Raw genomic sequence first — 23,205 nt, forward strand, 5'->3', positions numbered from 1 at the left:
GCCGCCCCAGTGTTTTTTCGCGGTATGGTTCGACGGAGTCTCCTGTTCACGCCCGGCGACCAGCCGGGGATGATGCGGAAGGCGCCCGATTCTGGTGCTGACGTGGTCGTGTTCGACCTCGAAGACGCGGTCGCGCCGGACGAGAAGAGCGTGGCGCGCGCGACGGTCTCGGACGTCCTCACCTCGCCGGCGTTCCGCCCCGACTGCGAGGTGTGCGTGCGCGTGAATCCGGTCGACGTCGCGGCGGACGACGACGTGGCGGCGCTCGCGCCCGCCGCCGACCACGTCGATTCCGTGATGCTGCCGAAGGCCGCGTCGGCGGACGACGTGCGGACGCTCGAACGCCTGCTGGACGAGCACGGCGTCGACGCGGACGTAATCGCACTCGTCGAGTCCGCGACTGGCGTGCTGAACGCACAGGAGATAGCGGCGGCGGACGCGGCGACAGCGGTGGCGTTCGGCGCGGAAGACCTCTCGGCCGACATCGGCGCAACCCGCACCGACGAGGGAACGGAAGTCCTGCACGCGCGCGAGCACGTCGTCCTCGCCGCCGCGGCAGCGGGCGTGGACGCCATCGACACCGTCTATACGGACATCGAGGACACCGACGGCTTGCGTGAGGAGACGGCGTTCGCGGCCGGCCTCGGCTACGACGGGAAGATGGCCATCCATCCGGCGCAGGTCGAGCCGATTCACGACGCGTTCCGTCCCGACCCCGAGGACGTCGAGTGGGCGGAGCGCGTGCTGGCGGCGAAGTCCGGGGCGGATGCCGAGGGACGCGGCGTGTTCCGGGTGGATGGCGAGATGGTGGACGCGCCGCTCGTCGCGCAGGCGGAGCGCATCGTCGCCCGCGCCGACGCCGATAGGTGAACCGCTACTACTGTATCGAAGCCACCATGTTTATTCCCGGTGCCGAAATCCGTCTACGTAATGGCTGAGTCTAATCCGTTCGAGAACCTGCAGGAGCAGGTTGCGGACGCCGCCGCCTTCCTCCCCGACGGCGTCGGCGACGACGTACTCGAACGCCTCAAGAATCCTGAACGAGTACTGGAGACGAATCTCACCGTCGACATGGACGACGGAAGCATCCGAACCTTCCGCGCCTACCGGTCGCAGTTCAACGGCGACCGCGGCCCCTACAAGGGCGGCATCCGCTACCACCCCGGCGTCACGCGCGACGAAGTGAAAGCGCTCTCCGGATGGATGGTGTACAAGTGCGCCGTCGTCGACATCCCCTACGGCGGCGGGAAGGGCGGTATCGTCGTTGACCCCGCAGACCACTCCGCGAGCGAACTCGAACGCCTCACGCGGTCGTTCGCGAAGGAACTCCGGCCGTTCATCGGCGCGGACAAGGACATCCCCGCGCCCGACGTGAACACCGGCCAGCGCGAAATGAACTGGATCAAGGACACCTACGAGAAACTCGAAAACACCACCGAACCCGGCGTCATCACCGGGAAATCCATCGAGAACGGCGGGAGCGAGGGACGCGTCGAAGCCACCGGCCGCTCGGTGCTGTTCGCCGCTCGCGAAGTGTTCGACTACCTCGATACGGACCTCACCGACGCAACCGTCGCCGTCCAGGGCTACGGGAACGCCGGCTGGATAGCCGCGAAACTCCTCGACGAACAGGGCGCGTCGGTCGTCGCCGTCAGCGACTCCAGCGGCGGTATTCACGACCCCGACGGTCTCGACCCCGTCGCAGTCAAGGAGTTCAAGAACGACGCCGGACACGTCACCGGCTACAGCGACGCGGAGGAACTCTCCAACCGCGACCTCCTCACGCTCGACGTCGACCTCCTCGTCCCCGCCGCGCTCGAAAACGCCATCGACGAGGACATCGCCCGCGACGTACAGGCCGACATCATCGTCGAAGCCGCGAACGGCCCGCTCACCCCCGACGCCGACGACGTGCTCCAAGACGCCGACGTGACCGTCGTCCCCGACATCCTCGCGAACGCCGGCGGCGTAACCGTGAGCTACTTCGAATGGGTGCAGAACCGCCAGCGATTCTCCTGGACCGAAGACCGCGTCAACGACGAACTCGAACGCGTCATCACCGACGCCTTCGACGAACTCACCCACGCCTACGAAACCCTCGACCTCCCCAGCCTCCGCACCGCCGCCTACGTCGTCGCCATCCAACGGGTGGTGGACGCGTACACGGGCAACGGGAACTGGCCCTAAACGCCCACCTTTTTCCGGGTCGGGGTCGCCGCCGGCGACCCACTCCCCGCAAAAATCTGGACCAAAAAGACCGGTCGCCGCCGGCGACCGGAAGAACACCGAATCGAAATCCCCGCGCCGCGACCGCACCGTGACCGCCACCGTACCGCGACCGCTCTTTTCGTTACTGGTGGCCGCTGACGGGGACGGGCTGGTAGGGTTCTTCGAGGTAGTCGATGTCGGAGTCGCTCAGTTTGATGTCGAGGGCTTCGACGGCGTCTTCGAGGTGTTCGACGCTGGTGGTGCCGACGATGGGGGCGTCCACCCAGTCCTTGTGGAGCACCCACGCGAGGCTGATTTGCGCCATCGTGACGCCCTTTTCGGCGGCGAGTTCTTCGACGCGTTCGTTGATTTCGAGGCCGCCGCCCTCCCGGTACGGGTGTTCGTACATGTGTTCTTCTGCCTCCCCGCGGCGGGTGGCGTCGATGTCCTCGTGCGGCCGGGTGAGGAAGCCGCGCGCGAGCGGACTCCACGGCAACACGCCCATACCCTGTTTTTGCGCGTACGGCAGCATCTCGCGCTCCTCCTCGCGGTAGACGAGGTTGTAGTGGTTCTGCATCGTCACGAACCGTTCGAGGTTCTGCACGTCGCTCGTGCGGAGCGCCTCCGCGAACTGGTGCGTCCACATCGAGGACGCCCCCACGTACCGCGTCTGGCCGCGCCGGACCGCGTCGTCGAGCGCGCGCAGGGTCTGCTCGATAGGTGTGTCGTAGTCCCAGCGGTGAATCTGGTAGAGGTCGACGGTGTCCATCCCCAGTCGGTCGAGCGAGTTCTCCAGTTCCTGCTCGACGGTCTTCCGGCTGAGGCCGCCCGAGTTCCGATTGTCGCGGTCCATCGGATGGAACACCTTCGTGGCGACGACCTGACTGTCGCGGTCGTAGTCGTCGAGAACGTTCCCGAGCACGCGCTCGGACTCGCCCTTCGAGTACATGTTCGCGGTGTCGAAGAAGTTGATGCCGAGGTCGATGGCGCGCTCGATAATCTCCCGGCTCTCCTCCTCGTCGAGCACCCACTCGCGCCACTCAGGGGTGCCGAAGCTCATGCAGCCGAGGCAGATGCGGCTGACGTCCATGCCCGTGTCGCCGAGGGTCGTGTACTCCATACGTGACCGTCTCGCGCCGTCGTCAAGAAGCCTTCCGCGTCCCGGCAAGCGCGTCCGTCGCGCGTGGACTTTTGGGGGCGAGCGTCGAGAGGCCGGTATGGAGTTCGAGTACCCCTGGGCGTTCGAGTCGCGGCGGTCCGCGGTGCACGCACGAAACGGAATGGTGGCGACCAGTCACCCCGTCGCGGCGCAGGCCGGCCTGTCCGTCCTTCAGGACGGCGGGAACGCGGCGGATGCGGCGGTCGCGACCGCGGCCGTGCTGAACGTCGTCGAACCGAACATGACGGGCATCGGCGGGGACGTGTTCGCGCTCACGCAGTTCGACGACGAGTACGAGGCACTGAACGCGAGCGGCCCCGCGCCCGCCGACGCGGACATCGAGACGTACCGCGAGCGCACCGACGCCACCGATGAAAACGGCGACCCGACGATGCCCGAGGACGGCGGCCTCCCCGTCACGGTCCCCGGTGCGCTCGCCGGCTGGGACGCGCTCGCGGAACGCTACGGCACCCGCAGCCTCGACGCGCTCCTCGAACCCGCAATCGAGTACGCCCGGGAGGGCGTTCCCGTGAGCGAGTTCGTCGCCCGCCAGTTCGCGAACGCCGCCCCCCGAATCCGCGAGTACGACGAGACTGCCGACACATTCCTCGACGAGAACGGCGACCCCTACGAGACTGGGGACACCCTCCGGAACCCGGCGTTCGCGGACACCCTCGAACGCATCCAGTCGGCGGGCATCGACACGCTTTACGGCGGCAGTCTCGGCGAACAGGTGGTCGAGACGGTCCGCGAGCGCGGCGGCGAACTCGCGCTCTCCGACCTCGACTCGTACACGCCGGAGTGGACCGACCCGATCAGCACCGAGTACGGCGATCTGGAAGTGCTCGAACACCCGCCGAACGGCCAGGGAACGGTCGCGCTCGAAGCGCTCAACGTCGCCAGCGAATTCGACCTCCCCGACGAGCCGACGAACCCCGACCGCCTCCACCACCTCATCGAGGCCGTGAAGGTCGCGTTCGCGGACGGTTACGAGCACATCACGGACCCCGACGCGTACGACGTTCCCCTGGAGACGATGCTCTCCGACGCGTACGCCGCGGAGCGAGCCGGCGAAATCGGCCACCGCGCGAGCGTCCGCGAGGCGAAGGCGGGCGACCACGCCGACACGGTCTACCTCACCGTCGTGGACGGCGACGGGAACGCCGTGTCGTTCATCAACTCCATCTACATGAACTTCGGGAGCGCGCTCACCGTCGGGGGGTTCGCGCTCCAGAACCGCGGGCACTCGTTCAGTCTCGACCCCGACCACGCGAACAGCCTCGAATCCGGCAAGCGGCCGTTCCACACCATCATTCCCGCGATGCTCCGCGAGGACGGCGAGTTCCGCGCGTCCTGGGGCGTGATGGGCGGGTCGATGCAGCCGCAGGGCCACCTCCAGGTCGTCGCGAACCTCGACGCGAGCATGAACCCGCAGACGGCGCTCGACGCGCCGCGGTTCCGGTGGCTGGAGAACAATCGGGTCGCCCTCGAAACGAACCGGATTCCCGAGGCGGTGGTGACGGACCTCGAAGGCCGCGGCCACCGCGTCATCGATGAGGACGAGTTCTTCGACGCCGGCGGCCACTGGGGCGGCGGACAAGTCATCTGGCGGGACGACGACGGCACGCTCGTCGGCGGGTCGGACCCGAGAAAAGACGGGCAGGCAGTCGGGTTCTAACCCCTACAGGCCGAGTTCGCGGCCCAAGACCATGTGCTGTATTTCGCTGGTGCCTTCGCCGATTTCCATGAGTTTGGCGTCGCGGTAGAAGCGCTGGGGAGCGAAGTCGGTGGTGTAGCCGTAGCCGCCGAGGGTCTGGACGGCGTCCTCGGCGTTCTTCCGCGCGGCCTCCGACGCGTCGAGTTTCGCGAGCGCGGACTCCGTGCTCACGCTGTTGCCCTTGTCGTACTCGGTCGCGGCCTTGTGCGTGAGGAGGCGGGCGCGTTCGGTGCGGCGGTACATGTGCACGATTTTGTCGCGGATGGCGTCGAACTTCGAGATGCGTTTGCCGAACTGCTCGCGCTCTTGCGCGTAGGAGTGGGCGGCCTGGTACGCGCCCTCCGCGAGGCCGGTGGAGAGCGCGGCGATGCTGATGCGGCCGCCGTCGAGCGTTTTCATCGTCTGCGTCCAGCCCTCGCCCTCCTCGCCCAGGAGGCGGTCCGCGGGGACGTAGAGGTCGTCGAGGACGATTTCGCAGGTCGGGGAGGCGTTGAGTCCCATCTTCTCCCACTCGGTCGTGACCTCGAAGCCGTCGTCCGCGTCGGGGTCGACGATGAACGTGGAGATGCCGTCGTACCCCGCGTCGGGGTCCGTCACGGCCTTCACGAGCACGCTGCCGGCGACGGAGGCGTTCGTGATGAACTGCTTCGTGCCGTCGAGAACGTAGCCGTCGCCGTCGCGTTCGGCGGTGGTGTCCATGTCGCTCGCGTCGCTCCCGCTCCCGGGTTCGGTGAGCGCCCACGACCCGAGGTAGTCGCCCTCCGCGAGCGGGCGGAGCCAGCGCTCCTTCTGCTCGTCGGTGCCGAACAGCTCGATGGGTTTCGAGGCGAGGCTGGTGTGCGCGACGTAGGACAGGCCGATGGACCCGGAGACGCGGCCGAGTTCCTCCGCGACGAGCGAGTACGTGAGGTAGTCCGCGCCCAGTCCACCATAGTCCTCGGAGACGGGGACGCCGAGCATATCGAGGTCGGCGAGCGCGTCGAATACGTCCGCGGGGAAGCGGTGTTCGTCCTCGATGTCCTGCGCGATAGGGTCGATTTCCTCCTCGCAGAACTCGCGGACGGTGTCCCGGATCATCCGGTGTTCGTCGGGGACGCTGAAATCCATGCGTCAAAATTTGCCAGCAGGAGTATAAACACACCGGACGGCGCGACGAGGCGGGAAACATATGGGGCGCGCGAGCCAGGTATCGATATGAGCGTCCGGCGGTTCGTCCGCGGCACGGTCCCCTGGGACCGGCTTGAAGCTCTCGCCCGCGAGCTCGGCGAGCGCTACGACGAACCGACGGTCCGCGTGGAGTTCCTGGACGCCGAGAACTGGTTTTCGACGCCGTTCGTGGTGAACGACGAGTACTTCGTGAAGGTCGTCACGCCGCAGAACGCGACCGTGCACGCGCTCTTCACGGGGATGCGGAACCTCGGCGTGTTCTCCTCGGGCACGGAGGGGTTCTTCGAGCAGTTCGAGGACGCGTACGCGATGGCGGCCTACGAGTACGCCGCCGCAGAACGCATGCGGGAGTCGGGCCTGAACGTCCCGGAACCCGTGGACGTGTTCGAGTTCGACGGACTCGGCGTGCTCGTCCTCGAATACCTCCCCGAGTTCACGCCGCTCGACGACCTCCCCGCGGCGGACATCGAAGCGTACGCCCCCGAGTTGTTCGCGGGCCTCCGCGCGATGCACGACCACGGCATCGCGCACGGCGACCTCCGCGGGGAGAACGTCCTCGTCTCCGACGGCGACCTCTACTTCATCGACGCGACGAACGTCCGCGAGGGCCGGGAGGCCGCGGCGCGCGCGTACGACCTCGCGTGCGCGCTCGCGGTGCTCGAACCGCTCGTCGGCGCGTCCGTCGCCGTCGACGCCGCCAGCGAGCACTACGACGCGACCGACCTCCTCGACGCCTGGGAGTTCCTCGACTTCGTGAACATCCGGCCCGACCACGACTTCGACGCCGGCGCGCTGAAGGGCGAAATCGAGTCGGCCGCCGCCGAGTAATTCATTCGTCCCGGTATGGGTCGTACGGGTCGTCTGCTGAATCCCGGTGGAAGAACGTCGCAAGGTCCTCGAACGTCCCGTCTCCAGTCCGCCAGTAAATCACCGCCCACCCACGGCGGAAGTTTTCCCTATGAAAGTTCGAGCGTATCCCGTCTCGCCAGTTCAGCCAGGTCTCCCTCGAAACGCGCCCCGCTCGGCGTAACCACACCTGTTCGTTCGTTAAGTCCACGTAGTTGTAGAGGAGGTTTAACTCCGATTCGGTCAGCGGTTTCGACTCGTCGAGAAGCATCTCTACCGGCATCTCCTTCGTGAGCTCCCGGTATTCCCGGGTGAGTTCGTCCTCGAAACTCCGCTGGAACTGATGTCTGTTCTGTCGGATACGGTGCACAATAAGGACCGCGCCTAGTGCGGTCACCGCTGACGCAATCGCACGTACGAGTGACAGAACTTCCATTTTGAAATCGTAGTGAACTGGGAGAATCCACACGGAAGTCCCTATCTTTTTACTCCCAGACCGCGCAGGTTTTGCCGAGATGAGTACCTACAACCACTACATCGACGGCGAGTGGGTGTCCGGCGAGGGCGCGGAGACGTTCGAGAGCGCGAATCCCGCGACCGGCGAGACGCTCGGCGAGTTCGAACGCGCGACCGACGCGGACGTGGACGCCGCCATCGACGCCGCGAACGCCGCCGAGGAGGAGTGGCAGGCGCTCTCCTACATCGACCGCGCGGAGTACCTCTGGGACATCTACCACGAGCTCCGCGACCGCCACGAGGAGCTCGGGGAGGTCGTCACCAAGGAGTGTGGGAAGGAGATTTCCGAGGGCAAAGCGGACGTGACCGAGGCGTGGCACATGGTCGAGTGGGCGGCTGGGAACGCCCGCCACCCCCACGGCGACGTGGTCCCCTCCGAAATCCCGTCCAAGGACGCCTATATGCGGCGGAAACCCCGGGGGACCGTGGGCTGTATCACGCCCTGGAACTTCCCGGTCGCCATCCCGTTCTGGCACATGGCCGTCAGCCTCGTCGAGGGGAACACCGTCGTGTGGAAGCCGGCCGAGCAGACGCCGTGGTGCGGCCAGATCATCGCGGAGATGTTCGAGGACGCCGACATTCCCGACGGCGTGTTCAACATGGTGCAGGGCTTCGGCGACGCCGGCGCGCGCATCGTCGACGACGACGGCATCGACACGGTCCTGTTCACCGGCTCGGCGGAGGTCGGTCACGAAATCGCGAGCAAGGTCGGCGGCGAACCCGGCAAACTCGCCGCGTGCGAGATGGGCGGGAAGAACGGCATCGTCATCACCGAGAAAGCGGACCTCGACATCGCCGTCCACTCCGCCGTGATGAGTTCGTTCAAAACCACCGGCCAGCGCTGCGTCTCCAGCGAGCGCCTCGTCGTCCACGAGGACGTCTACGACGAATTCAAGGAGCGCTTCGTGGAGAAAGCGAAACAGGTCGCCGTCGGCGACCCGCTCGACGACTCGACGTTCATGGGCCCCGCCATCGAACCCGAGCACGTCGAGAAAATCAAGGCCGGAAACGACCTCGCGCGCGAGGAGGGCGCGAACGTCCTCGTCGACCGCGCGGACCTCGACGCCCACGAGATTCCCGACGGCCACGAGGCCGGTAACTGGGTCGGCCCGTTCGTCTACGAAATCGACTACGCCGACGACCTCCGCTGCATCCGCGAGGAAGTGTTCGGCCCACACGTCGCCCTCATGGAGTACTCGGGCGACATCGAGCGCGCCGTCGACATCCACAACGACACGCCCTACGGACTCGCAGGCGCGGTCATCAGCGAGGACTACCGCCAGATCAACTACTTCCGCGACAACGCCGAGGTCGGATTGGCGTACGGCAACCTCCCCTGCATCGGCGCGGAAGTCCACCTCCCCTTCGGCGGCGTGAAGAAGTCCGGGAACGGCTACCCGAGCGCCCGCGAAGTCATCGAAGCCGTCACCGAACGCACCGCCTGGACGCTCAACAACAGCAAAGACATCGAGATGGCGCAGGGTCTGAGCGCGGACATCAAGACCGAGGACGACTAACTCTCCTCGCGCGTCAGAGTTATCGTCTTCCTGAGCGGGTGGAACAGCACCGAGTCGGGAGAGGTATCACTAGGCGGCACCGGGTTAGGTAGAACCCCCACGACGATATACGGGGGATATATTTGGGGGACTGACGAGACGATAGGTACGGTTCGATCATGTCGCTCCTTCCGTCCTCGAACGACGATGTCGACGCCCAGCAAGAGGGGGAGCTGCGGGTTTTCGGCGTCGATGACGACGAAACGAGTGCGGTGCTCGACGCGCTCGCTTCGGACACGGCGCGAACAATACTCTCCAGTATCTACTCGGAGCCAGCCACACCCAGCGACCTCCGAGAGCGGACGGGCTTCTCGCTGCAGACGATTTCGTACCATCTGTCGAACCTCGAAGACACGGGGGTTGTGCAGGTCGCGGGTACCGAATACTCCGAGAAAGGGCGCGAGATGAACGTGTACGCGCCGGCTGACGAACCGATAGCCGTCTTCGTCGGGACTGAAGACCGAAAGAACAGTCTCGTAGAGCTCGTGAAGCGCGTTCTGAGTGCGTTTACCGTCCTCGTTCTGTCCACGGGATACGTGTTCTTCAGAACCGTGGAACTCTCCGCGTCACCGAGCGGTAGCGGCGTGTTCACCGTGCCGTTCGCCATGTTCTTCCTCGGCGGTCTCCTGGTCCTCTACGTGTTCATCGCGTGGGGAGTGTGGTCTGAACTACGTTCGTAACGGGCCGCGCGGTGGTCGGTGAGCGGCCGCGGGACGCTCAAAACGAATTTTAACCCACGGAAACGCGTTAGAGACTATGGGTAGTTTGGTTCCGATAGGATGAACGCAAACGATGCGGAACCGAGCGCGGAATCCCGGTTCGCTCGACGAACAGTTCTCGGCGGTATCGCGTCGGTAGCACTCGTCTCGGGAACGGGCTGTATCGAGATGGGTGGGTCGGGCGCAACGGACGTGTACGTCACGAACAACACCGATAAAACGCGGCGCGTCACGCTCATCGTCGGCCCCACGGACAGTGACCATGTCCAGATAGACGCCACGCACGCAATCACGCCTGACGAACACTGGAACCCGACCGCACAGGATAAAATCACGTGGGGCGGCACGTACACCGTCAGCGTGAGTGTCAAGAACGGGCCGTCGGCGACCTACACGTGGCGCGACCCACACGACCCGCTTTACGTATCGTTGGGAACGAAGGAGGTCAGTTTCGAGACTATGGCGGGAACCCCGACTGGGTGGAACGAGAGCGAGTGACTACACAAGTCGGTTCTGTCGAGCGCTCCACCGCCAAGAAGTATCGAATCGCACGCTCGAACGGACGACCATCGCTGGTTCGACAAGCCCCCGGTTCGTAGACGGGGGTATGATAGCGCGTGTCTGGTACGGGTACACGGAGCCGAGCGAGGCGGACGAGTACGAGGCGTTCGTGACGGAGGACGTCATCCCGGACGCCGAATCCGGTATCGAGGGCTGTCTCGGCGGCGAGGTACTGCGGCGGTCGCTGGACGGGGAGGTGGAGTTCGTGACGGTGATTCGGTTCGCGGACTACGACGCGGTGCGGGCGTTCGCGGGCGAGGAGTACGAGTCGGCGCACGTGCCCGTGGAAGCCCGAGAGCTACTGTCGCGGTGGGACGAGGAAGTGACGCACTACGAGGTCGTGTAAGTGGCGGGAGGAGGTGGGGGGTTCCCGGCGGGTGGACGCCGGGAAAGGGTGGACGCGGTGTGGCGGACGTGGACGCCAATTTGTGCCGACACGTCGGCGAGAAAAGCGCCTGTGCGTCGGCACGCGGTGATTGGTCGTCCTCCCGTATAAGGTTGTTTACCGGCGGCGGTCGCGGAGCGCGGGGAACTCCGCGCGAGTCTCCTCGACATGGTCGGGCGAGACCTCGGTGGTGACGATGTTGGGGTCGTCGTCCGTGGTGGCTATCGGGGTCCCCCACGGGTCGTAGACGGTAGAGCGCCCGAGGAGCGTGGCGTCCTCGAAACTGCCGCTGCCGTTGATGGTGGCGACGTACGCGAGGTTCTCGATGGCGCGCGCCCGGGGGAGCGTCTTCCAGTGTTCGACCCTGGGATAGGGCCACGCGCTCGGGACGAGCACGAGGTCGACGCCGTCGTCCGCGAGGCCGCGGTAGAGTTCGGGGAAGCGGAGGTCGTAGCACGTCGTCACGCCGACCGTGAAACCGCCGAGGTCGGCGGTCGGCACGTCCTCGCCGGGGACGAGCATGCGTGCTTCCGCGGATTCGTAGCCGAACAGGTGGTGTTTCCGGTACGCGAGCAGCTGTTTCCCGGACGAGTCGAAGAGGACGCTCGTGTTCGCGAGGCCGTCGTCCGCGGGGCCGCCGTCCGTCGCGTCGAGGTCCTCGACGATGCTTCCCGCGAGCACGGCCACGTCGTTCTCGCGCGCGGCGTCCCGAATCCGGGTGAGCGTCGGGCCGTCGAGGGCTTCGGCCTCGCGCCCGTAGGCGTCGAACGCGAAGTATCCGACGTTGAATATCTCGGGGAGCGCGACGAGATCCGCGCCCTCGTCTGCGGCCGTCTCGATGGCTCTGACGGCGCGTTCGGTGTTCGCGTCCACGGCCGCGGCCTCGACCTCGAGCTGGGCGAGCGCGAGCTTCATCCGTCCAGTCGCTCCTTCAGGTTGTCCAGTTCCTCGTCGAGGTTGCGCTCGAAGAAGCGCTCCACACCCGGAAGGCGGCCGTCCACGACGAACGCGTTGTGGAGGCGGGTGCCGCCATCCTCCCGGGGTTCGATGCGGTGCTCGCCCGTGACGCGGAGCACCTTGGACTTCCCGACGAACTTCACGTACTCGCCGTCCTCGCGCTCCACGTCCCGCGTCTCGACGGGAATCGTGCGGTTCACCACGGGCACGCGGACGTGCCAGGTGGTCACGTCGCCGTCCTGCTCGAAGGAGTCGACGACGCTGATAGCGCTCGCGCGGCGCGTCGGGTCGGAGATGAACGCCCACACGTCCGCCGGCGGCGCGTCGAGGTCGAACGTCCGCTCGACACGTACAGTCATACCATCACGTCGAGCGTCTCCCGAGAAAAACCCGCCGATTACTGCGGTTCGACCTTCCACGTGGTCGAGCGCGAACGTCCCCACTTCTCGATGTCCACGTCCTCCGACTTCTCCGCAAGTCGCGGCAGTCGCACGCCCACCTGTTTCGCGGTGAGACCGATTGCGTCCGCGATAGCTTTCGACCGGAAGTACCGCTCGCCGGTGGCCACGCTCTCCCGGAGGTAGTCGACGATTTCGCGCTCCTCGTCGGTATAGTCGGCCATTAGCGGAATAGTACGGGTTTCGAGCGCTTAATGGTTCTGCTGCTCACTCCGCCGCGGGGCCGCCGAGCACCGTATCGAGCACCCAGAGACCGGCGAGCACGGGGAGAAGCGGGAGGAAGAGGAAAATCATCGCCGTAATCAACATCAGTCCGACGAGCGTCATGAACGGGTCGTCCGAGCTGACGGGACTGAACACGAACGAGAGGACGCGGTCCGTTTTCGTCGTGGTCTGGGGCATACTCGATGGTTGTGGGAGTACCCGCAAAAACGCATCGCCCCCGCGGCGTTAGTCGTAGACGTGGAACGCGCCGACGGCGAGGACGCCGAGGGTGACCGCGGCCGCGAACGCGTACGCGGTGTTCGCCTGACTCTGCGCGACGTACATTCCGAGCGCGCCGGCGACGCTGAGCGCGCCGAGCAGCACGCCGCCGCCGAGGCTCGCGTCAGTTTCGGTTGCCATACGCGAGGTCTCCCGCGCGACGAACTTAATCACTTCCATGCCGACAAGCGTTAACTGTCGGCCGGTCTTTGCGGGCGTATGGACGTTCGCTCGCTGTTGTTCGGGAGCACGGTCCGTATCGCGCTCACGGTCGTGCTCGGCCTGGGCATCGTGGCAGGGGGTGCAGTGGTCACGGGCGTCGTCGGCGTGCCGAGCGTCGCCTCGATGGACAACGACTTCGGTGAAGTCACCGACGACGTGACGGCGGTGAACACCGAACTCGTCGTGCACAACCCGAACCCCCTCGGAGTGCGGCTCGGCGACACGACCATGAACTACAGCGTCCTGATGAACGACGTGACGATGGCGACCGGCTCCAAGTCCGGGTTCGACATCGACACCGGGAACACGTCCATCAACCTCACGACCTATCTCCAGAACGACCGGATTCCGGACTGGTGGGTGACGCACATCCGGAACGGCGAAACCACGTCGCTCGTCGTGAACGCGGACGTTCACTCCGGGCTGCTCGGCCGCACGTTCAACTACCAGACGGGCGGACAGACCATCTCGACGGACATCATCAGTCAGTTCAATTCGAGCGAGACGCGCGCCGTCGACTCCGGGAGCGTGCTCGTCGAGGACCCCTTGTTCTACGTGAACCGCACGAACGCCTCCTGGGGCGGGGTGTCGTCCGCGGAGACGCCCATCGACATGGAGTTCCTCGTGCACAATCCGAAGGACACCCCGCTCGGCGTCTCCAAAATCGGGTACAACATCACGATGAACAATATCTCGGTCGGGGAGGGTGAACTCGACAAGGGCGTCGTCGTCCCGCCCCACGAGTCGAAAGAAGTGGACGCGCGGACGGGCATTCGGAACCAGCGCCTCGACGAGTGGTGGGTGTCCCACCTCCGAAACGACCAGGTGACGAACCTCACCATCGACTTCTACGCGGTCATCGAGCCGCCAGTCGAGGGCGCTGGCGAGATGCGCATTCCGCTGCGCGGCCTCACCTACACTCGCACCATCGAGACGAACATCTTCCAGGACGGCGACGAGGACACGTCGGCGAACGACACGTCGAACGGGACGGACACGACGACGGGGACGACCACCGGAACAACCACGTCGAGCGGCACTACCGAGGAAACGACCACGGACGGCACGACAGCGGGAACGACGGATACGACCACGACGGAGTCCGGGACGACGGGCGGGACGACGACTGACGACGGCGGTATCCTCGCGGTCAGTCAGGGGAGTACGTTTATGAGCGAGGAGGGCACTGTATCAGGTATGGCACGGAGTACTCAGTCTCCTGGTCGCGTTCTCCACGCGTGATGAGGTCTCAGTCGACTGCGAGGGCGAATCGGTTATCGTCACGATTGGTGGCGAAACGGTCGAACTCTCCCGTGACGCCGCCGAGGAACTGAAAGACGGCGTCGGGGACGCCCTCACGCGCCGCGAATCCTTCTTCCGCACCGCGTGCGTCCACCGCGAGGACGGGAGTTACGTCGTCGAACGGCGGAACGCGGACTCCACGGGGAACTCCGCAGTGTTCGAGACGTTCGACGAGGTGCGGCGGTTGTTCGACCGCCTCCCGGAGACGTTCGACGCGGACGACCTGGCGAAAGCGGGCCTGACGGGGTCGCGGCGCCACATGATGGTCCGGCACTTCGCGGAACACCCGGGGTTCGCGTGCGAACTCGACAGTCGGAGTCCGATACGCGCGAAGAAACTCGATGTGACTCGCGGAGACGTTAGTTGATAGTGGTGTGGTCGGACTGTTCGTTGAGCGCGAGGTTCGCGGCGATTTCGGCGTTCCGCATCGCGTACTGCGCGGTCTGCTGGAGGCTGACGAGCACCTCGCGGACGCGGAGGAGTTTGTCGTTATCCATCTCGGGGAGGTCGGCGAGGATTTCGTCCTCGCGGTCCTCGATGTCCTTGAACAGCTTCCGGACCTCGATGGTGGCGTCGTAGTCGCGGTTCACGACGGCTTCGACGGCGAGCTGCGTTATCTCGTCGACCTGGTCGGTGAACTCGCGGATGCGGCGGAGTATCTTCGAGTCGATGTCGAGCGTGTGGCCCTCGGTTTCGAGAACGATTTCGGCGATGTCCTCCGCGTTGTCGGCGGTGAGTTCGAGGTTCTTCGCGACGCTCCGGTAGCCGATGAGGGGAAAACCCCCATCGAGGCCGACGGCGCGCGCGAGGTTCGGGTTCTGGTAGGCGGTGAAGATAAGGCGCAGGCAGAGGACGAAGATCTTGTTCGCCTGGCGTTCGCGGTTGAGCGCGCGCTGTGCGATGTCGGGGTTGCCGTGCGCGAGCGCCTTCACGGCCTCGCCGCGCATCGTGCTGCCCGTGTTTTCGAGGCGCTGGAGGAGGTTGTCGAGGTCGAAGTCTTCGGGGTCGACCGAACAGCGGATGGTGATGCGTTCGGGCGTCTCCTCGATGACACCGAGACCCATGAGCTGGGTTTCGGCCTTGTAGACGGCGTTGATGTGCGCGGAGTCGAGCGCGCCGTCGCTCTCGACGTGGATGATGCGGCGGCCGAGCACGTACTGGCCGACGATAGCGCGTTCGACGGCGTCGACGCTATCCGGGGCGTCGGCGGCGAAGGACTCGACGTGAATCGTCGCTTCGGTGTCCTCCTCGCGGGAGGACTCGGGCGTGATGGTGAGCGTCCCCTTCCCGCTCTCGCGGACCGTTATCTCCTCGCCCTTCTCGACGTTCTGCGCGCGCGCCCACTCCGCGGGCAGCGTCATCGCGAGCGTGGATGGGCCGAGGCGCTGAACCTTTCTCGTGTCCATACCAAGAGAGAGTGACCAATCGGACTTAATCTTGTCTCTCGAACCTTATATTGGCCTTAGGATGACGGGGGGTCGCACGCGAGCTACCGAACAGCCCTAGACGACCTTGACGAGCCGGCGCTCGAACCGACCCGTCCTGACCTGCACCCAGCCGCGGAGCGACTCGTCGACAGCGTCGTCACCCGTGTCCACCCGGAGCGCGCCGATATCGTCGAGTTTCCGGCGGGACGCGACGACCTCAACCTCACTTTGTCGAATGACCGCGGGACTGATCTGGTGGTTCCCGCGGCCGAACACGAACCCCTGGCCGCCGATGGGTGACACCACAACGACGTTCTGGTCACCGAGGGTCGCGAGAATCTCGTCCTCCGTCGCGTCCCGGACGAGCACCTCGCCGTCCCGCCACACGTCCACGCCGAGCGGCGACCCCGAAAACCCGAGCGCTTCCTTCACCGCGCCGACCGTACTGCCGGGGCCGAGCACGTACGTCACGCCCGCCTCGACCTCGTCCGCGACGCCCTCCGCGAGCGCCTCCACGGTCCCTCCCGCGAGCTGCTTGCTCGACTGGAGCTGTTCCGCGACGGGAACCTCGACGACGGCCTTCAGCTCCGCGCGCACCTCGCCTTCGCGGTAGGCGTCCTCGTCGATATCGTTCACCTCTCGTCCTTCCGTGCGCTCGAAGGACGCCGCGATTCGACCCGCGGCCTCCGGCCGCACCGCGAACACCGACGAGTACACCTTCACGCCCGCCGGCACCCCGAGCATCGGCGTGTCCGCATCGAGGTCGTTCAGCGACTCCGCGATGTCCACGGCGGTGCCGTCCCCACCGACGAACAGCACGAGGTCCACGCCCGCGTCCACGAACGCCTCGACGGCCGCGCGGGTGTCGGCAGCGGTCGTCTCGTCGCCCGCTGGCTGGCCGACGACCTCGGGGTCGAACCCGGCGTCGCGGGCCTCGTCCGCGCCCATGCGGCCGCCGTACGCGAGCACGCGAACGTCCGGGTCGGCGTCACGGAGCGCGCGAAGCGCCTTGATCGCGCGGTCGGGCGCTCGCGGCTCCGCACCCCGCTGTCGCGCCTCCTCGACGACGCCGTCGGTCCCCTTCAGGCCGACGCGACCCCCCATGCCCGCGATGGGGTTCACGACAACTCCGATAGTGCGCATACCCGGCATAGGAGCGGCGGGGTAAAGTGCGACCGGGTCGCGGCGACTCGAAAAACACTAAGCCCGCGGGGCGAGAGACTCGAGTATGAACGCACTCGTCGCGGAAACCGCGGGCAGCCTGCCAATCGACCTCGCGAGCTACGCCGTCCTCGCCGTCGGCGTCCTGTTCGTCGTCGCGTGGGTCGCGTCCATCCTCCGCTAGACGCGCTCGCGGAGCCAGGCGGCCGCCGCTTCCGCGGTCGCCGGGTCCGGGCTTCCAATGCGGATGCGAACGCCGTCGCCGGGGTAGCTCCCGACGGTCACGTCGAACTGTTCCTGCACGTCCGTCAGCACGTCCACGAGCGCGGACTCCGGCTTCTCCGAATGGACGACTTCCACGTGCGTGCGCTCGCCCTCGAACTCGGACTCGATGGCGTCGAACATCGCCTTCATCTCCGACGGGACGCCGGGCAGGACGTAGACGTTCTCCACGACTGCACCGGGTGCGACACCCGTCTCGTTCGGGAGGAGGCGGGCGTCCTCCGGGAGGAACGTCGTTCCCTCCGCGAGGTCACTGCTGTGGTAGCCGTCCCGCTCCTCGAACCACGCGACCGCCTCCGGGTGTTCGACGACCTCGCGGTCGAACGCGGCCGCGACGCCATCCATCGTCACGTCGTCGTGCGTCGGCCCCAACCCGCCGGTGACGACGACGGCCTCGTATCGGTCGGCGAGCCGCCGCGTCTCCGCCGCGATTTCGCCGATTTCGTCAGCTACCACTTCCGTGCGGTGGACGGTGACGCCGCGTTCCGTGAGCCTGCGGCCGAGCCATGACGCGTTCGTGTTCTCCGTCTCGCCTGAGAGCAGTTCGTCGCCGACAGTAATCACCGCGACGTTCATACCGACAGGAGGCGCTCCGTCGACAAAAACGCTAGTCGAGCTCGAGGCCCGCGTCCTCCCGGTACTGGCGGAGCCGCCGGATTCGGTTCCGGAGGTAGAACGCGCCCGTCACGCCGACGAGCGCCGAGACCACGATGACGCCCCCGAAGAGGAGGACGTCCTGCTGGTAGTAGTAGTTCGCTTCGATGTGCCCGCCGTCGAGCGACTCCCACGTGAGATGGACGCGGCCGTCCTCCACCGAGCGGTCGTAGCCGCCGGGGTCGACGTGGCCGAGCACGGGAATCGCCACGTCCATGTCGCCGGGCAGCACGACCTCGTAGGTCCCCTCCACGGGTGCCGAGACGGTGACGGCGCGCTGGCCTGCGGTCGCGGTGAACGCCAACTGGCCGGTGTCGTTCGGGAGCGCGACAACCGTCTCCGAGCGCGTCTGCGACACGCCGACGACGGACTCGTTCACGACCGTGCCGTTCGAATAACGGAACTTCACGGCCGAGAGGGAGACCGGTTGGTCGCCAGTGAGCTTGGTCGGCGTCGAGAACGAGAGTTCGGTGGTGTTGTTCACGCGGTAGACTGCCTGATACGAGCCGGGCGCTACGTCCATCGAAGCGTTCGCCGACGCGTTCCAGTCGTACGACACGTCCTCAGCGCTCGCGCCGGTTCCCCCCATCCCCATGCAGCCGGCGGTGGCGGCGAGCACGCAGACCGCGAGCACCGCGACCAGCCGACGCCTCATGGAACGACTGCGAGGAGTTCGGCGGGCAGGTACTCGCCGATGCTGGAGAGCAAGCCGGGCGCGTCCGTGTCCTCCCGGCAGATGATGCTCTGCTCGAGGAGGCCGAGGCGTTCGACCGTGACGATGTCGTGCGCGTGACCGGCGCGGTTCACCGTCGCCCGCGTCTCCCCGCGGGTGGCGCTGTTCACGTTCACGCGGCCGGTGCCGCGCGTCCACTCGAACAGGCGGTCGCGCTCCACTTCGGCGAGCGAGCACGGCTCGCCGTACACGAACCGGAGGGGGATGTGCTGGACGAGTCCGAAGCGCTTCCGAATCTGTTCGGGCGTTCCGGGACCGAGACCGAGTTCGTCCGCGGGAATCCGCACCTCCTCGCCGGCGTCGAGCACGAACCCGTCCTCGTCCCAGGATTCGAGCGTGCCCGTGTAGGTTTCACCCTCGCGGAACTGGGGCGTGATGACGCCCCACTCCTCGCGCAGGGCGTTCCGCGCGACCTCCTCGTCCGGACCGGAGAGCGTTACGGACGGGAAGCCGTCGTGACGCACGCCGACCTCGAACTCCACGTCGAGCTCGCCGACCGTGTTCTGGATGAGCGAGCGCAGGCCGTCGAGCGCGCGTTCGCGGGCGTCGCCGCCGACGTACACTTTGGTTGCGAGGACGACCATTATGCCGCGTTCAACTCCGATTCGAGCGCGTTGATTCGGTCGTCGATGGACGACAGCATATCCGTGTTCTCCATCGACTCAAGGGGCGACCCGCACTCCGGGCACTCGAACCCGAAGTCCATCGCTTCACCGAACTCGAACCGGATGGAGTCCACCTCGCAGAGGTAGAACTCGTTCTCCAGCTCGTACTCGCGGCGCTCTCGCAGCGCCTCCAGGAGGCGTTCCATCTCCTCCGCGAGGTTCTCCGGGATGTTGTCGTACTCGAACGTCCAGAGGTACGTCAGCCAGCCTGAGTCCTCGTCACGCACCCGTCGGTACGTCGCGAGGTCGTTCTCGTAGAGAATGAAGAGCGCGCGCCGCACGTCGTTCAGTTCGAGTCCGAGGCGCTCCGCGAGCTCCTCGTCCGTCACCTCGCCGTCCGGCGGCGCCGCCGCCACCGGCATTCCCGTCGGCCCGACGAGTTCGTGGAGGTACTTCTGCACCACCGGGTCGTCGAGTAAGTCCTCAAAAGCCATTTGCGTGTAACTCCGGGCCGAACGACCCTTAATACCATCGGGTGCGCGGCGCGAAGCGCCGCGGAACACACGAACGCGGAACGTCGTGACGCGTGAGTGGCGGCACGCGGAGCCGAGCCAGCGGCGAGGCTCCGCGGAACGAGCGAGCGGAGAGTGAAGCGAACCGCGAGCGGGGGAAGCGCCGCGGAACACACGAACGCGGAACACACGAACGCGGAACACACGAACGCACGAGCGGGCAGCAAGGTGTAGACGTCGGTCACCGGGTAGCGGCGGGCTTTTTGAGGGTTGGCTCGGAACTCCGGGTATGGCGTTTGACGCGAAAACTGTCGGGGTTCGAGTGATCGAGGCCGCGGTGTTCGCGGTGCTCCTCTGGGGGTTTACCGGGCTCGCGTTCGACGTACTGGTCGGCGTTCTCGCAGGTGTGCTCGCGCTCGGCGTGCTCGTCGGGGGTGGCTCGTGTTCGACGGCGTCCAGCATCTCCGGCACGGTATCGAGCGACCGACGCGGGCGAAGAACCCGGTCGCCGCCGCGGGAAGCACGAAGCGTGTTGTGACGGTCTTCAAAGCGATAGACGACGAACCGCGAACGCGCGACGAACTCGCGGCTGACCTTGGCTTCGACGCCGAAGCGGTGCGGGACGCACTCGACTACCTCGAGGAGGCCGGGCGGGTCGAACGCGACGGCGATACCTACCGCGTGAACGAGGCGTTCTCGCGCACCTCCACCCTCCGCTCCTCACCGCGACGCCTACTGGCTCGTGTCCTCGTCCCCTTCCGCCTCTAGAGTTTCGACGTTCTTCCCGGTTTCCTCGGGGATGACGCGGCGCTCGGCTCCCTCCCAGTCCTGGTTGAGTTCGCGGCCGTCGAAGAGTCGGTCGAGGAAGACGGCGAGGCCGGCGACCTCGGAGTGCGGTTGGTTGGTGACGCCGACGTTCCAGTCGGCGTGGTCGTAGACGGTGAACGGGACTTTCTCCCCGCCGACCACGACGAGCAAGTCATCGTCCGCGTGCGCGTCCCGAATCTCGTCCTGCACGTCCTGAACGCGTTCCCCATACATGGTGAGGTGGACGATGTTTCCGTCCCAGTCCCGGATGAGGGCGTCCTGTTCGTCGGTGAGTTCGACGGCGAACGGTCCGCCGAACCGACCGGTGATGTCGCGCACGGTCTCCGCCGACTGACTGGCGTTCCCGGGGAACACGACGCGGTCCGCGCCGAGCGCGCGCGCCGTCAACCCCACGTGCGTCGTCATGCGGTCGTCGCGGCCGGGGCGGTGGCCGTACCGGCAGACGACGACTTCGCGTTCTCCCTGCATACCGTGGTGGAGCGGCCGCGCCGGGTAACGCGTTTCGGAACCCAACGTTCAAATCGGATAGCGGGGCCAGCGGGTGGCGTGACGTAACCGTCGCCGCGCGCGGCTCGGATTCGGAACGCGCGACACACCCCCGCGCGGCAGCCACCTGTGTCGCCGAACGCCCCCTTTCCGACAGCGATGCTTACCGGAAAACACTTCTCGCGGCCGCCGTCAGTCGGCGTATGAACCTCTCCGGACAGCAAGTCGCCGTCACGGGCGCCGCCGGGCTGGTGGGCTCCCACCTCGCCGGCCATCTCGCGGACGAGAACGACGTGCTCGCCGTGGACAATCTCTCGAAAGGGACGCGCGACCGCGTTCCCGACGGCGTCGAGTTCGAGAAGGCCGACCTCCGCGACGAGGACGACGTTTCCGAAGTTATCACCGAGGACGTCGATATCGTGTTCCACTTCGCGGCGTACACGGACACGAACTACTCGAACCCCCGCAAGCTGTTCGAGGAGAACGGCGAGATGACGTACAACGTCCTCGAACGCATGAACGAGGTCGGCGTCGACAAGCTCGCGTTCACGTCCTCCTCGACGGTGTACGGGGAGGCGCCGATGCCGACGCCGGAGGATTACGCGCCGCTCGAACCCATCAGTATCTACGGCGCGTCGAAGCTCGCGGACGAGGGTCTGGTGTCGACGTACGCGCACAGTCACGGCATCCAGTCCTGGATGTACCGGTTCGCGAACATCGTCGGCCCGCGCCAGCGCGGGAACGTCATCCCGGACTTCATCGAGAAACTCCTGGACGACCCGGAAACGCTTACAATCCTCGGGAACGGCCGGCAGGAGAAGTCGTATCTGCACGTCGAGGAGTGCGTGGACGCGATGTGTCACGTCGTGGAGCACGCGGACGACGACCTGAACACGTACAACCTCGGGACGCGGACGACGACGAGCGTGAACACCATCGCGGACATCGTCGCGGACGTGCTCGACTGCGACCCCGAGTACGAGTACACGGGCGGCGACCGCGGCTGGACGGGCGACGTGCCGAAGATGCGGCTCTCCATCGAGAAGCTCTCCGCGCTCGGCTGGGAGCCTGCCGCGTCGAGCGACGACGCGGTGCGTCGAGCCGCCCGCCAGCTCGCCGACGAACTCCGCGAGTAACGGGTATTCTTTTGACGGTCAGGCTCAAACAGTCGGATAGTTCGATGTTCGATGTCGGCTCGGTGCTTCCTGTCGACCGGGTTCCTGAGGGAACGAACCTCCTCGTGGGCGGTCCGGCGATGACTCGGAAGCGTGAACTCGCCCGGTCGCTCGTGGAGCGCGGGCTCTCAGCAGGTGAAGGAGCGGTCGTAGTGACGACGCGGGACAGTGCCGACCGCCTGCTCGACGTCTCCCCGCCGATTCGCACGGCGACCGCGGAGGGCCGCGCGGGCGTCATCGACTGCGTGACGCGCGAGCGCGGCGGCGACTACCGGGAGCGCGAGAACGTCCGGTACATCTCGTCGCCGGGCGACCTCACCGATATCGGGATTCGTGCGGCCGGCTTCTTCAAGCGGTTCAGCGACGAGGACCGTCCCGTTCGGTTCGGGCTGGCGTCGCTATCGACGATGTTGATGTACGCGGACACCCGCCGCGTGTTCCGGTTTATGAACGTCCTCACGGGACGCGTCCAGCAGCACGGCTGGTTCGGCGCGACCGTACTGGAGACCGACGACCGGACGGCGTTCGATACGTTCGCGCCGCTGTTCGATGGGATGGTGCAGACGCGACACAACGAGGACGAGGGCCGCGTCGAGGTCCGCGTGCTCGGGCTCGAGGGCGCGCCGACGGACTGGAAGCCGTTCTAGGAGAAGTGTTCTTCTGCGGCGACTTCGGAGGAGTCGTCCCCGCGGAGCTCGGTGTCGACGTACGCGAGGAGGTCGTTCACGAGGTCGCCGTAGTCGTCGAGGTTCTCGCGGTCGAAGCTCAGGATGACGCCTTCCCATTCGTCGAGCGGAACCTGAACGAGGAGGACTTCGTCGAACCAGCGCGCGGTCATGTCGAGCGTTCCCCAGCGCGTGAACTCGCCCTGTTCGGGCGTTTCGTCGAGGCCTTTGAGGATGGCGTTCTTCACGGTCTCGTCGAACTCTTCGTCGGTGAACAGCTCCGCGATGTCGTCGCGCCGGAAGAGGACGCTGTAGTCGTCGCCCTCGTAGTGAACGGCGACGCGCAGGGGCCGTCGCTCCCCAGCGGCGGTGAGGAAATCGTCGAGCACGTCGGATGTCATAGGGTTTTGTTCGGTCCCGC

31 protein-coding genes are annotated in these 23,205 nt (G+C 66.3%); 14 read left to right on the forward strand and 17 right to left on the reverse strand.

All coding sequences use genetic code 11. The features are described from left to right. The first annotated feature begins 24 nt into the window (after window positions 1-24). Together U3A55_RS06655 and U3A55_RS06660 are read left to right on the forward strand one after the other, a co-directional pair. The gene (locus tag U3A55_RS06655) at window positions 25-870 is read left to right on the forward strand and encodes an HpcH/HpaI aldolase/citrate lyase family protein (RefSeq protein ID WP_330990697.1); all 846 of its coding nucleotides are present in this window, start codon (window positions 25-27) and stop codon (window positions 868-870) included. A gap of 60 nt (window positions 871-930) precedes the next feature. After that, window positions 931-2,187, forward strand: coding sequence for a Glu/Leu/Phe/Val family dehydrogenase (locus tag U3A55_RS06660; protein ID WP_330990698.1), 1,257 nt, complete (start codon window positions 931-933; stop codon window positions 2,185-2,187). Window positions 2,188-2,350: 163 nt separating this feature from the next. Here U3A55_RS06660 and U3A55_RS06665 read toward each other — a convergent pair whose 3' ends face one another. Continuing rightward, window positions 2,351-3,328 carry an aldo/keto reductase gene (locus U3A55_RS06665; RefSeq protein ID WP_330990699.1) on the reverse strand — a complete coding sequence of 326 codons (978 nt, stop codon included), beginning with the start codon at window positions 3,326-3,328 and terminating at the stop codon, window positions 2,351-2,353. Window positions 3,329-3,425: 97 nt separating this feature from the next. Between U3A55_RS06665 and ggt the strand changes: the two genes are divergently transcribed. Further along, window positions 3,426-5,045, forward strand: a complete 1,620-nt coding sequence (gene ggt, locus U3A55_RS06670; protein WP_330990700.1) for a gamma-glutamyltransferase — start codon at window positions 3,426-3,428, stop codon at window positions 5,043-5,045. A 3-nt stretch (window positions 5,046-5,048) separates the two neighbouring features. Here ggt and U3A55_RS06675 read toward each other — a convergent pair whose 3' ends face one another. After that, window positions 5,049-6,191, reverse strand: a complete 1,143-nt coding sequence (locus U3A55_RS06675) for an acyl-CoA dehydrogenase family protein (protein ID WP_330990701.1) — start codon at window positions 6,189-6,191, stop codon at window positions 5,049-5,051. Between the two features lie 87 nt (window positions 6,192-6,278). On the opposite strand from U3A55_RS06675, the gene U3A55_RS06680 reads away from it, so the two are divergent. Further along, window positions 6,279-7,079 (forward strand): RIO1 family regulatory kinase/ATPase domain-containing protein, encoded by an 801-nt coding sequence (locus U3A55_RS06680; RefSeq protein ID WP_330990702.1) that lies wholly within the window; start codon window positions 6,279-6,281, stop codon window positions 7,077-7,079. A 1-nt stretch (window position 7,080) separates the two neighbouring features. Here U3A55_RS06680 and U3A55_RS06685 read toward each other — a convergent pair whose 3' ends face one another. Beyond that, complete coding sequence (locus tag U3A55_RS06685; protein ID WP_330990703.1) at window positions 7,081-7,494, reverse strand: hypothetical protein; 414 nt, start codon at window positions 7,492-7,494, stop codon at window positions 7,081-7,083. Between the two features lie 118 nt (window positions 7,495-7,612). Here U3A55_RS06685 and U3A55_RS06690 point away from each other — a divergent pair, with 118 nt between their 5' ends. From U3A55_RS06690 to U3A55_RS06705, 4 genes are all read left to right on the forward strand, one after another. Continuing rightward, window positions 7,613-9,130 carry an aldehyde dehydrogenase family protein gene (locus U3A55_RS06690; protein ID WP_330990704.1) on the forward strand — a complete coding sequence of 506 codons (1,518 nt, stop codon included), beginning with the start codon at window positions 7,613-7,615 and terminating at the stop codon, window positions 9,128-9,130. Between the two features lie 158 nt (window positions 9,131-9,288). Continuing rightward, complete coding sequence (locus U3A55_RS06695) at window positions 9,289-9,849, forward strand: ArsR/SmtB family transcription factor (protein ID WP_330990705.1); 561 nt, start codon at window positions 9,289-9,291, stop codon at window positions 9,847-9,849. Window positions 9,850-9,948: 99 nt separating this feature from the next. Beyond that, on the forward strand, window positions 9,949-10,386 hold the full coding sequence (locus U3A55_RS06700; protein ID WP_330990706.1) for a hypothetical protein: 438 nt from the start codon (window positions 9,949-9,951) through the stop codon (window positions 10,384-10,386). Window positions 10,387-10,495: 109 nt separating this feature from the next. Further along, on the forward strand, window positions 10,496-10,795 hold the full coding sequence (locus U3A55_RS06705) for an antibiotic biosynthesis monooxygenase family protein (protein ID WP_330990707.1): 300 nt from the start codon (window positions 10,496-10,498) through the stop codon (window positions 10,793-10,795). A gap of 156 nt (window positions 10,796-10,951) precedes the next feature. Here U3A55_RS06705 and U3A55_RS06710 read toward each other — a convergent pair whose 3' ends face one another. The 5 genes from U3A55_RS06710 to U3A55_RS06730 are packed head-to-tail and all read right to left on the reverse strand — an operon-like array spanning window position 10,952 to window position 12,873. Next, a complete protein-coding gene (locus tag U3A55_RS06710) occupies window positions 10,952-11,749 on the reverse strand; it encodes a carbon-nitrogen family hydrolase (RefSeq protein WP_330990708.1) in 798 nt (265 codons plus the stop codon). Next, window positions 11,746-12,150 carry an SRPBCC family protein gene (locus U3A55_RS06715; protein ID WP_330990709.1) on the reverse strand — a complete coding sequence of 135 codons (405 nt, stop codon included), beginning with the start codon at window positions 12,148-12,150 and terminating at the stop codon, window positions 11,746-11,748. Before U3A55_RS06715 ends, U3A55_RS06710 begins: the two co-directional genes overlap by 4 nt. Before the next feature lie 38 nt (window positions 12,151-12,188). After that, window positions 12,189-12,413: a DUF7123 family protein gene (locus tag U3A55_RS06720; RefSeq protein WP_330990710.1), complete on the reverse strand. Its 225-nt coding sequence runs from the start codon at window positions 12,411-12,413 to the stop codon at window positions 12,189-12,191. 43 nt (window positions 12,414-12,456) lie between these two features. Beyond that, window positions 12,457-12,651: a hypothetical protein gene (locus U3A55_RS06725; RefSeq protein WP_330990711.1), complete on the reverse strand. Its 195-nt coding sequence runs from the start codon at window positions 12,649-12,651 to the stop codon at window positions 12,457-12,459. A gap of 48 nt (window positions 12,652-12,699) precedes the next feature. Then, window positions 12,700-12,873 carry a DUF7525 family protein gene (locus U3A55_RS06730; RefSeq protein WP_330990712.1) on the reverse strand — a complete coding sequence of 58 codons (174 nt, stop codon included), beginning with the start codon at window positions 12,871-12,873 and terminating at the stop codon, window positions 12,700-12,702. Between the two features lie 78 nt (window positions 12,874-12,951). Here U3A55_RS06730 and U3A55_RS06735 point away from each other — a divergent pair, with 78 nt between their 5' ends. Continuing rightward, window positions 12,952-14,196, forward strand: a complete 1,245-nt coding sequence (locus tag U3A55_RS06735) for an LEA type 2 family protein (protein ID WP_330990713.1) — start codon at window positions 12,952-12,954, stop codon at window positions 14,194-14,196. 7 nt (window positions 14,197-14,203) lie between these two features. Here U3A55_RS06735 and U3A55_RS06740 read toward each other — a convergent pair whose 3' ends face one another. Then, window positions 14,204-14,350, reverse strand: coding sequence for a hypothetical protein (locus U3A55_RS06740; protein WP_330990714.1), 147 nt, complete (start codon window positions 14,348-14,350; stop codon window positions 14,204-14,206). Between U3A55_RS06740 and U3A55_RS15250 the strand changes: the two genes are divergently transcribed. Further along, window positions 14,285-14,623 carry a DUF7528 family protein gene (locus tag U3A55_RS15250; RefSeq protein WP_442978284.1) on the forward strand — a complete coding sequence of 113 codons (339 nt, stop codon included), beginning with the start codon at window positions 14,285-14,287 and terminating at the stop codon, window positions 14,621-14,623. The two genes, U3A55_RS06740 and U3A55_RS15250, sit on opposite strands and share 66 nt — an antisense overlap. Here U3A55_RS15250 and U3A55_RS06750 read toward each other — a convergent pair. The 6 genes from U3A55_RS06750 to U3A55_RS06775 form a co-directional block, all read right to left on the reverse strand. After that, window positions 14,616-15,662, reverse strand: a complete 1,047-nt coding sequence (locus tag U3A55_RS06750; protein WP_330990716.1) for a PhoU domain-containing protein — start codon at window positions 15,660-15,662, stop codon at window positions 14,616-14,618. The two genes, U3A55_RS15250 and U3A55_RS06750, sit on opposite strands and share 8 nt — an antisense overlap. 96 nt (window positions 15,663-15,758) lie before the next feature. Beyond that, window positions 15,759-16,826 carry an ATP-NAD kinase family protein gene (locus U3A55_RS06755; protein WP_330990717.1) on the reverse strand — a complete coding sequence of 356 codons (1,068 nt, stop codon included), beginning with the start codon at window positions 16,824-16,826 and terminating at the stop codon, window positions 15,759-15,761. Between the two features lie 198 nt (window positions 16,827-17,024). Continuing rightward, the gene (locus tag U3A55_RS06760) at window positions 17,025-17,702 is read right to left on the reverse strand and encodes a competence/damage-inducible protein A (RefSeq protein WP_330990718.1); all 678 of its coding nucleotides are present in this window, start codon (window positions 17,700-17,702) and stop codon (window positions 17,025-17,027) included. Between the two features lie 31 nt (window positions 17,703-17,733). After that, entirely contained in the window at window positions 17,734-18,435 is a 702-nt protein-coding gene (locus U3A55_RS06765) for a DUF5803 family protein (RefSeq protein WP_330990719.1), read from the reverse strand. Beyond that, window positions 18,432-19,097 carry a DUF2110 family protein gene (locus U3A55_RS06770; RefSeq protein WP_330990720.1) on the reverse strand — a complete coding sequence of 222 codons (666 nt, stop codon included), beginning with the start codon at window positions 19,095-19,097 and terminating at the stop codon, window positions 18,432-18,434. The genes U3A55_RS06765 and U3A55_RS06770 overlap by 4 nt, the downstream gene beginning before the upstream one ends. Then, a complete protein-coding gene (locus U3A55_RS06775; RefSeq protein ID WP_330990721.1) occupies window positions 19,097-19,612 on the reverse strand; it encodes a transcription factor in 516 nt (171 codons plus the stop codon). Before U3A55_RS06775 ends, U3A55_RS06770 begins: the two co-directional genes overlap by 1 nt. A 307-nt stretch (window positions 19,613-19,919) precedes the next feature. On the opposite strand from U3A55_RS06775, the gene U3A55_RS06780 reads away from it, so the two are divergent. Then, complete coding sequence (locus U3A55_RS06780) at window positions 19,920-20,168, forward strand: hypothetical protein (protein ID WP_330990722.1); 249 nt, start codon at window positions 19,920-19,922, stop codon at window positions 20,166-20,168. After that, the gene (locus U3A55_RS06785; RefSeq protein ID WP_330990723.1) at window positions 20,165-20,398 is read left to right on the forward strand and encodes a hypothetical protein; all 234 of its coding nucleotides are present in this window, start codon (window positions 20,165-20,167) and stop codon (window positions 20,396-20,398) included. The genes U3A55_RS06780 and U3A55_RS06785 overlap by 4 nt, the downstream gene beginning before the upstream one ends. On the opposite strand, the gene U3A55_RS06790 is transcribed toward U3A55_RS06785, so the two are convergent. Beyond that, complete coding sequence (locus U3A55_RS06790; RefSeq protein ID WP_330990724.1) at window positions 20,363-20,926, reverse strand: tRNA (cytidine(56)-2'-O)-methyltransferase; 564 nt, start codon at window positions 20,924-20,926, stop codon at window positions 20,363-20,365. The genes U3A55_RS06785 and U3A55_RS06790 overlap by 36 nt on opposite strands. Before the next feature lie 221 nt (window positions 20,927-21,147). Here U3A55_RS06790 and U3A55_RS06795 point away from each other — a divergent pair, with 221 nt between their 5' ends. Further along, entirely contained in the window at window positions 21,148-22,080 is a 933-nt protein-coding gene (locus U3A55_RS06795; protein WP_330990725.1) for an NAD-dependent epimerase/dehydratase family protein, read from the forward strand. Window positions 22,081-22,124: 44 nt separating this feature from the next. Then, window positions 22,125-22,766 (forward strand): RAD55 family ATPase, encoded by a 642-nt coding sequence (locus U3A55_RS06800; RefSeq protein ID WP_442978282.1) that lies wholly within the window; start codon window positions 22,125-22,127, stop codon window positions 22,764-22,766. Here U3A55_RS06800 and U3A55_RS06805 read toward each other — a convergent pair. Beyond that, on the reverse strand, window positions 22,763-23,185 hold the full coding sequence (locus U3A55_RS06805; protein ID WP_330990728.1) for a hypothetical protein: 423 nt from the start codon (window positions 23,183-23,185) through the stop codon (window positions 22,763-22,765). The genes U3A55_RS06800 and U3A55_RS06805 overlap by 4 nt on opposite strands. Between the last annotated feature and the right edge of the window lie 20 nt (window positions 23,186-23,205).

It is taken from the genome of Salarchaeum sp. III, from assembly GCF_036418315.1.
Taxonomy (GTDB): domain Archaea; phylum Halobacteriota; class Halobacteria; order Halobacteriales; family Halobacteriaceae; genus Salarchaeum.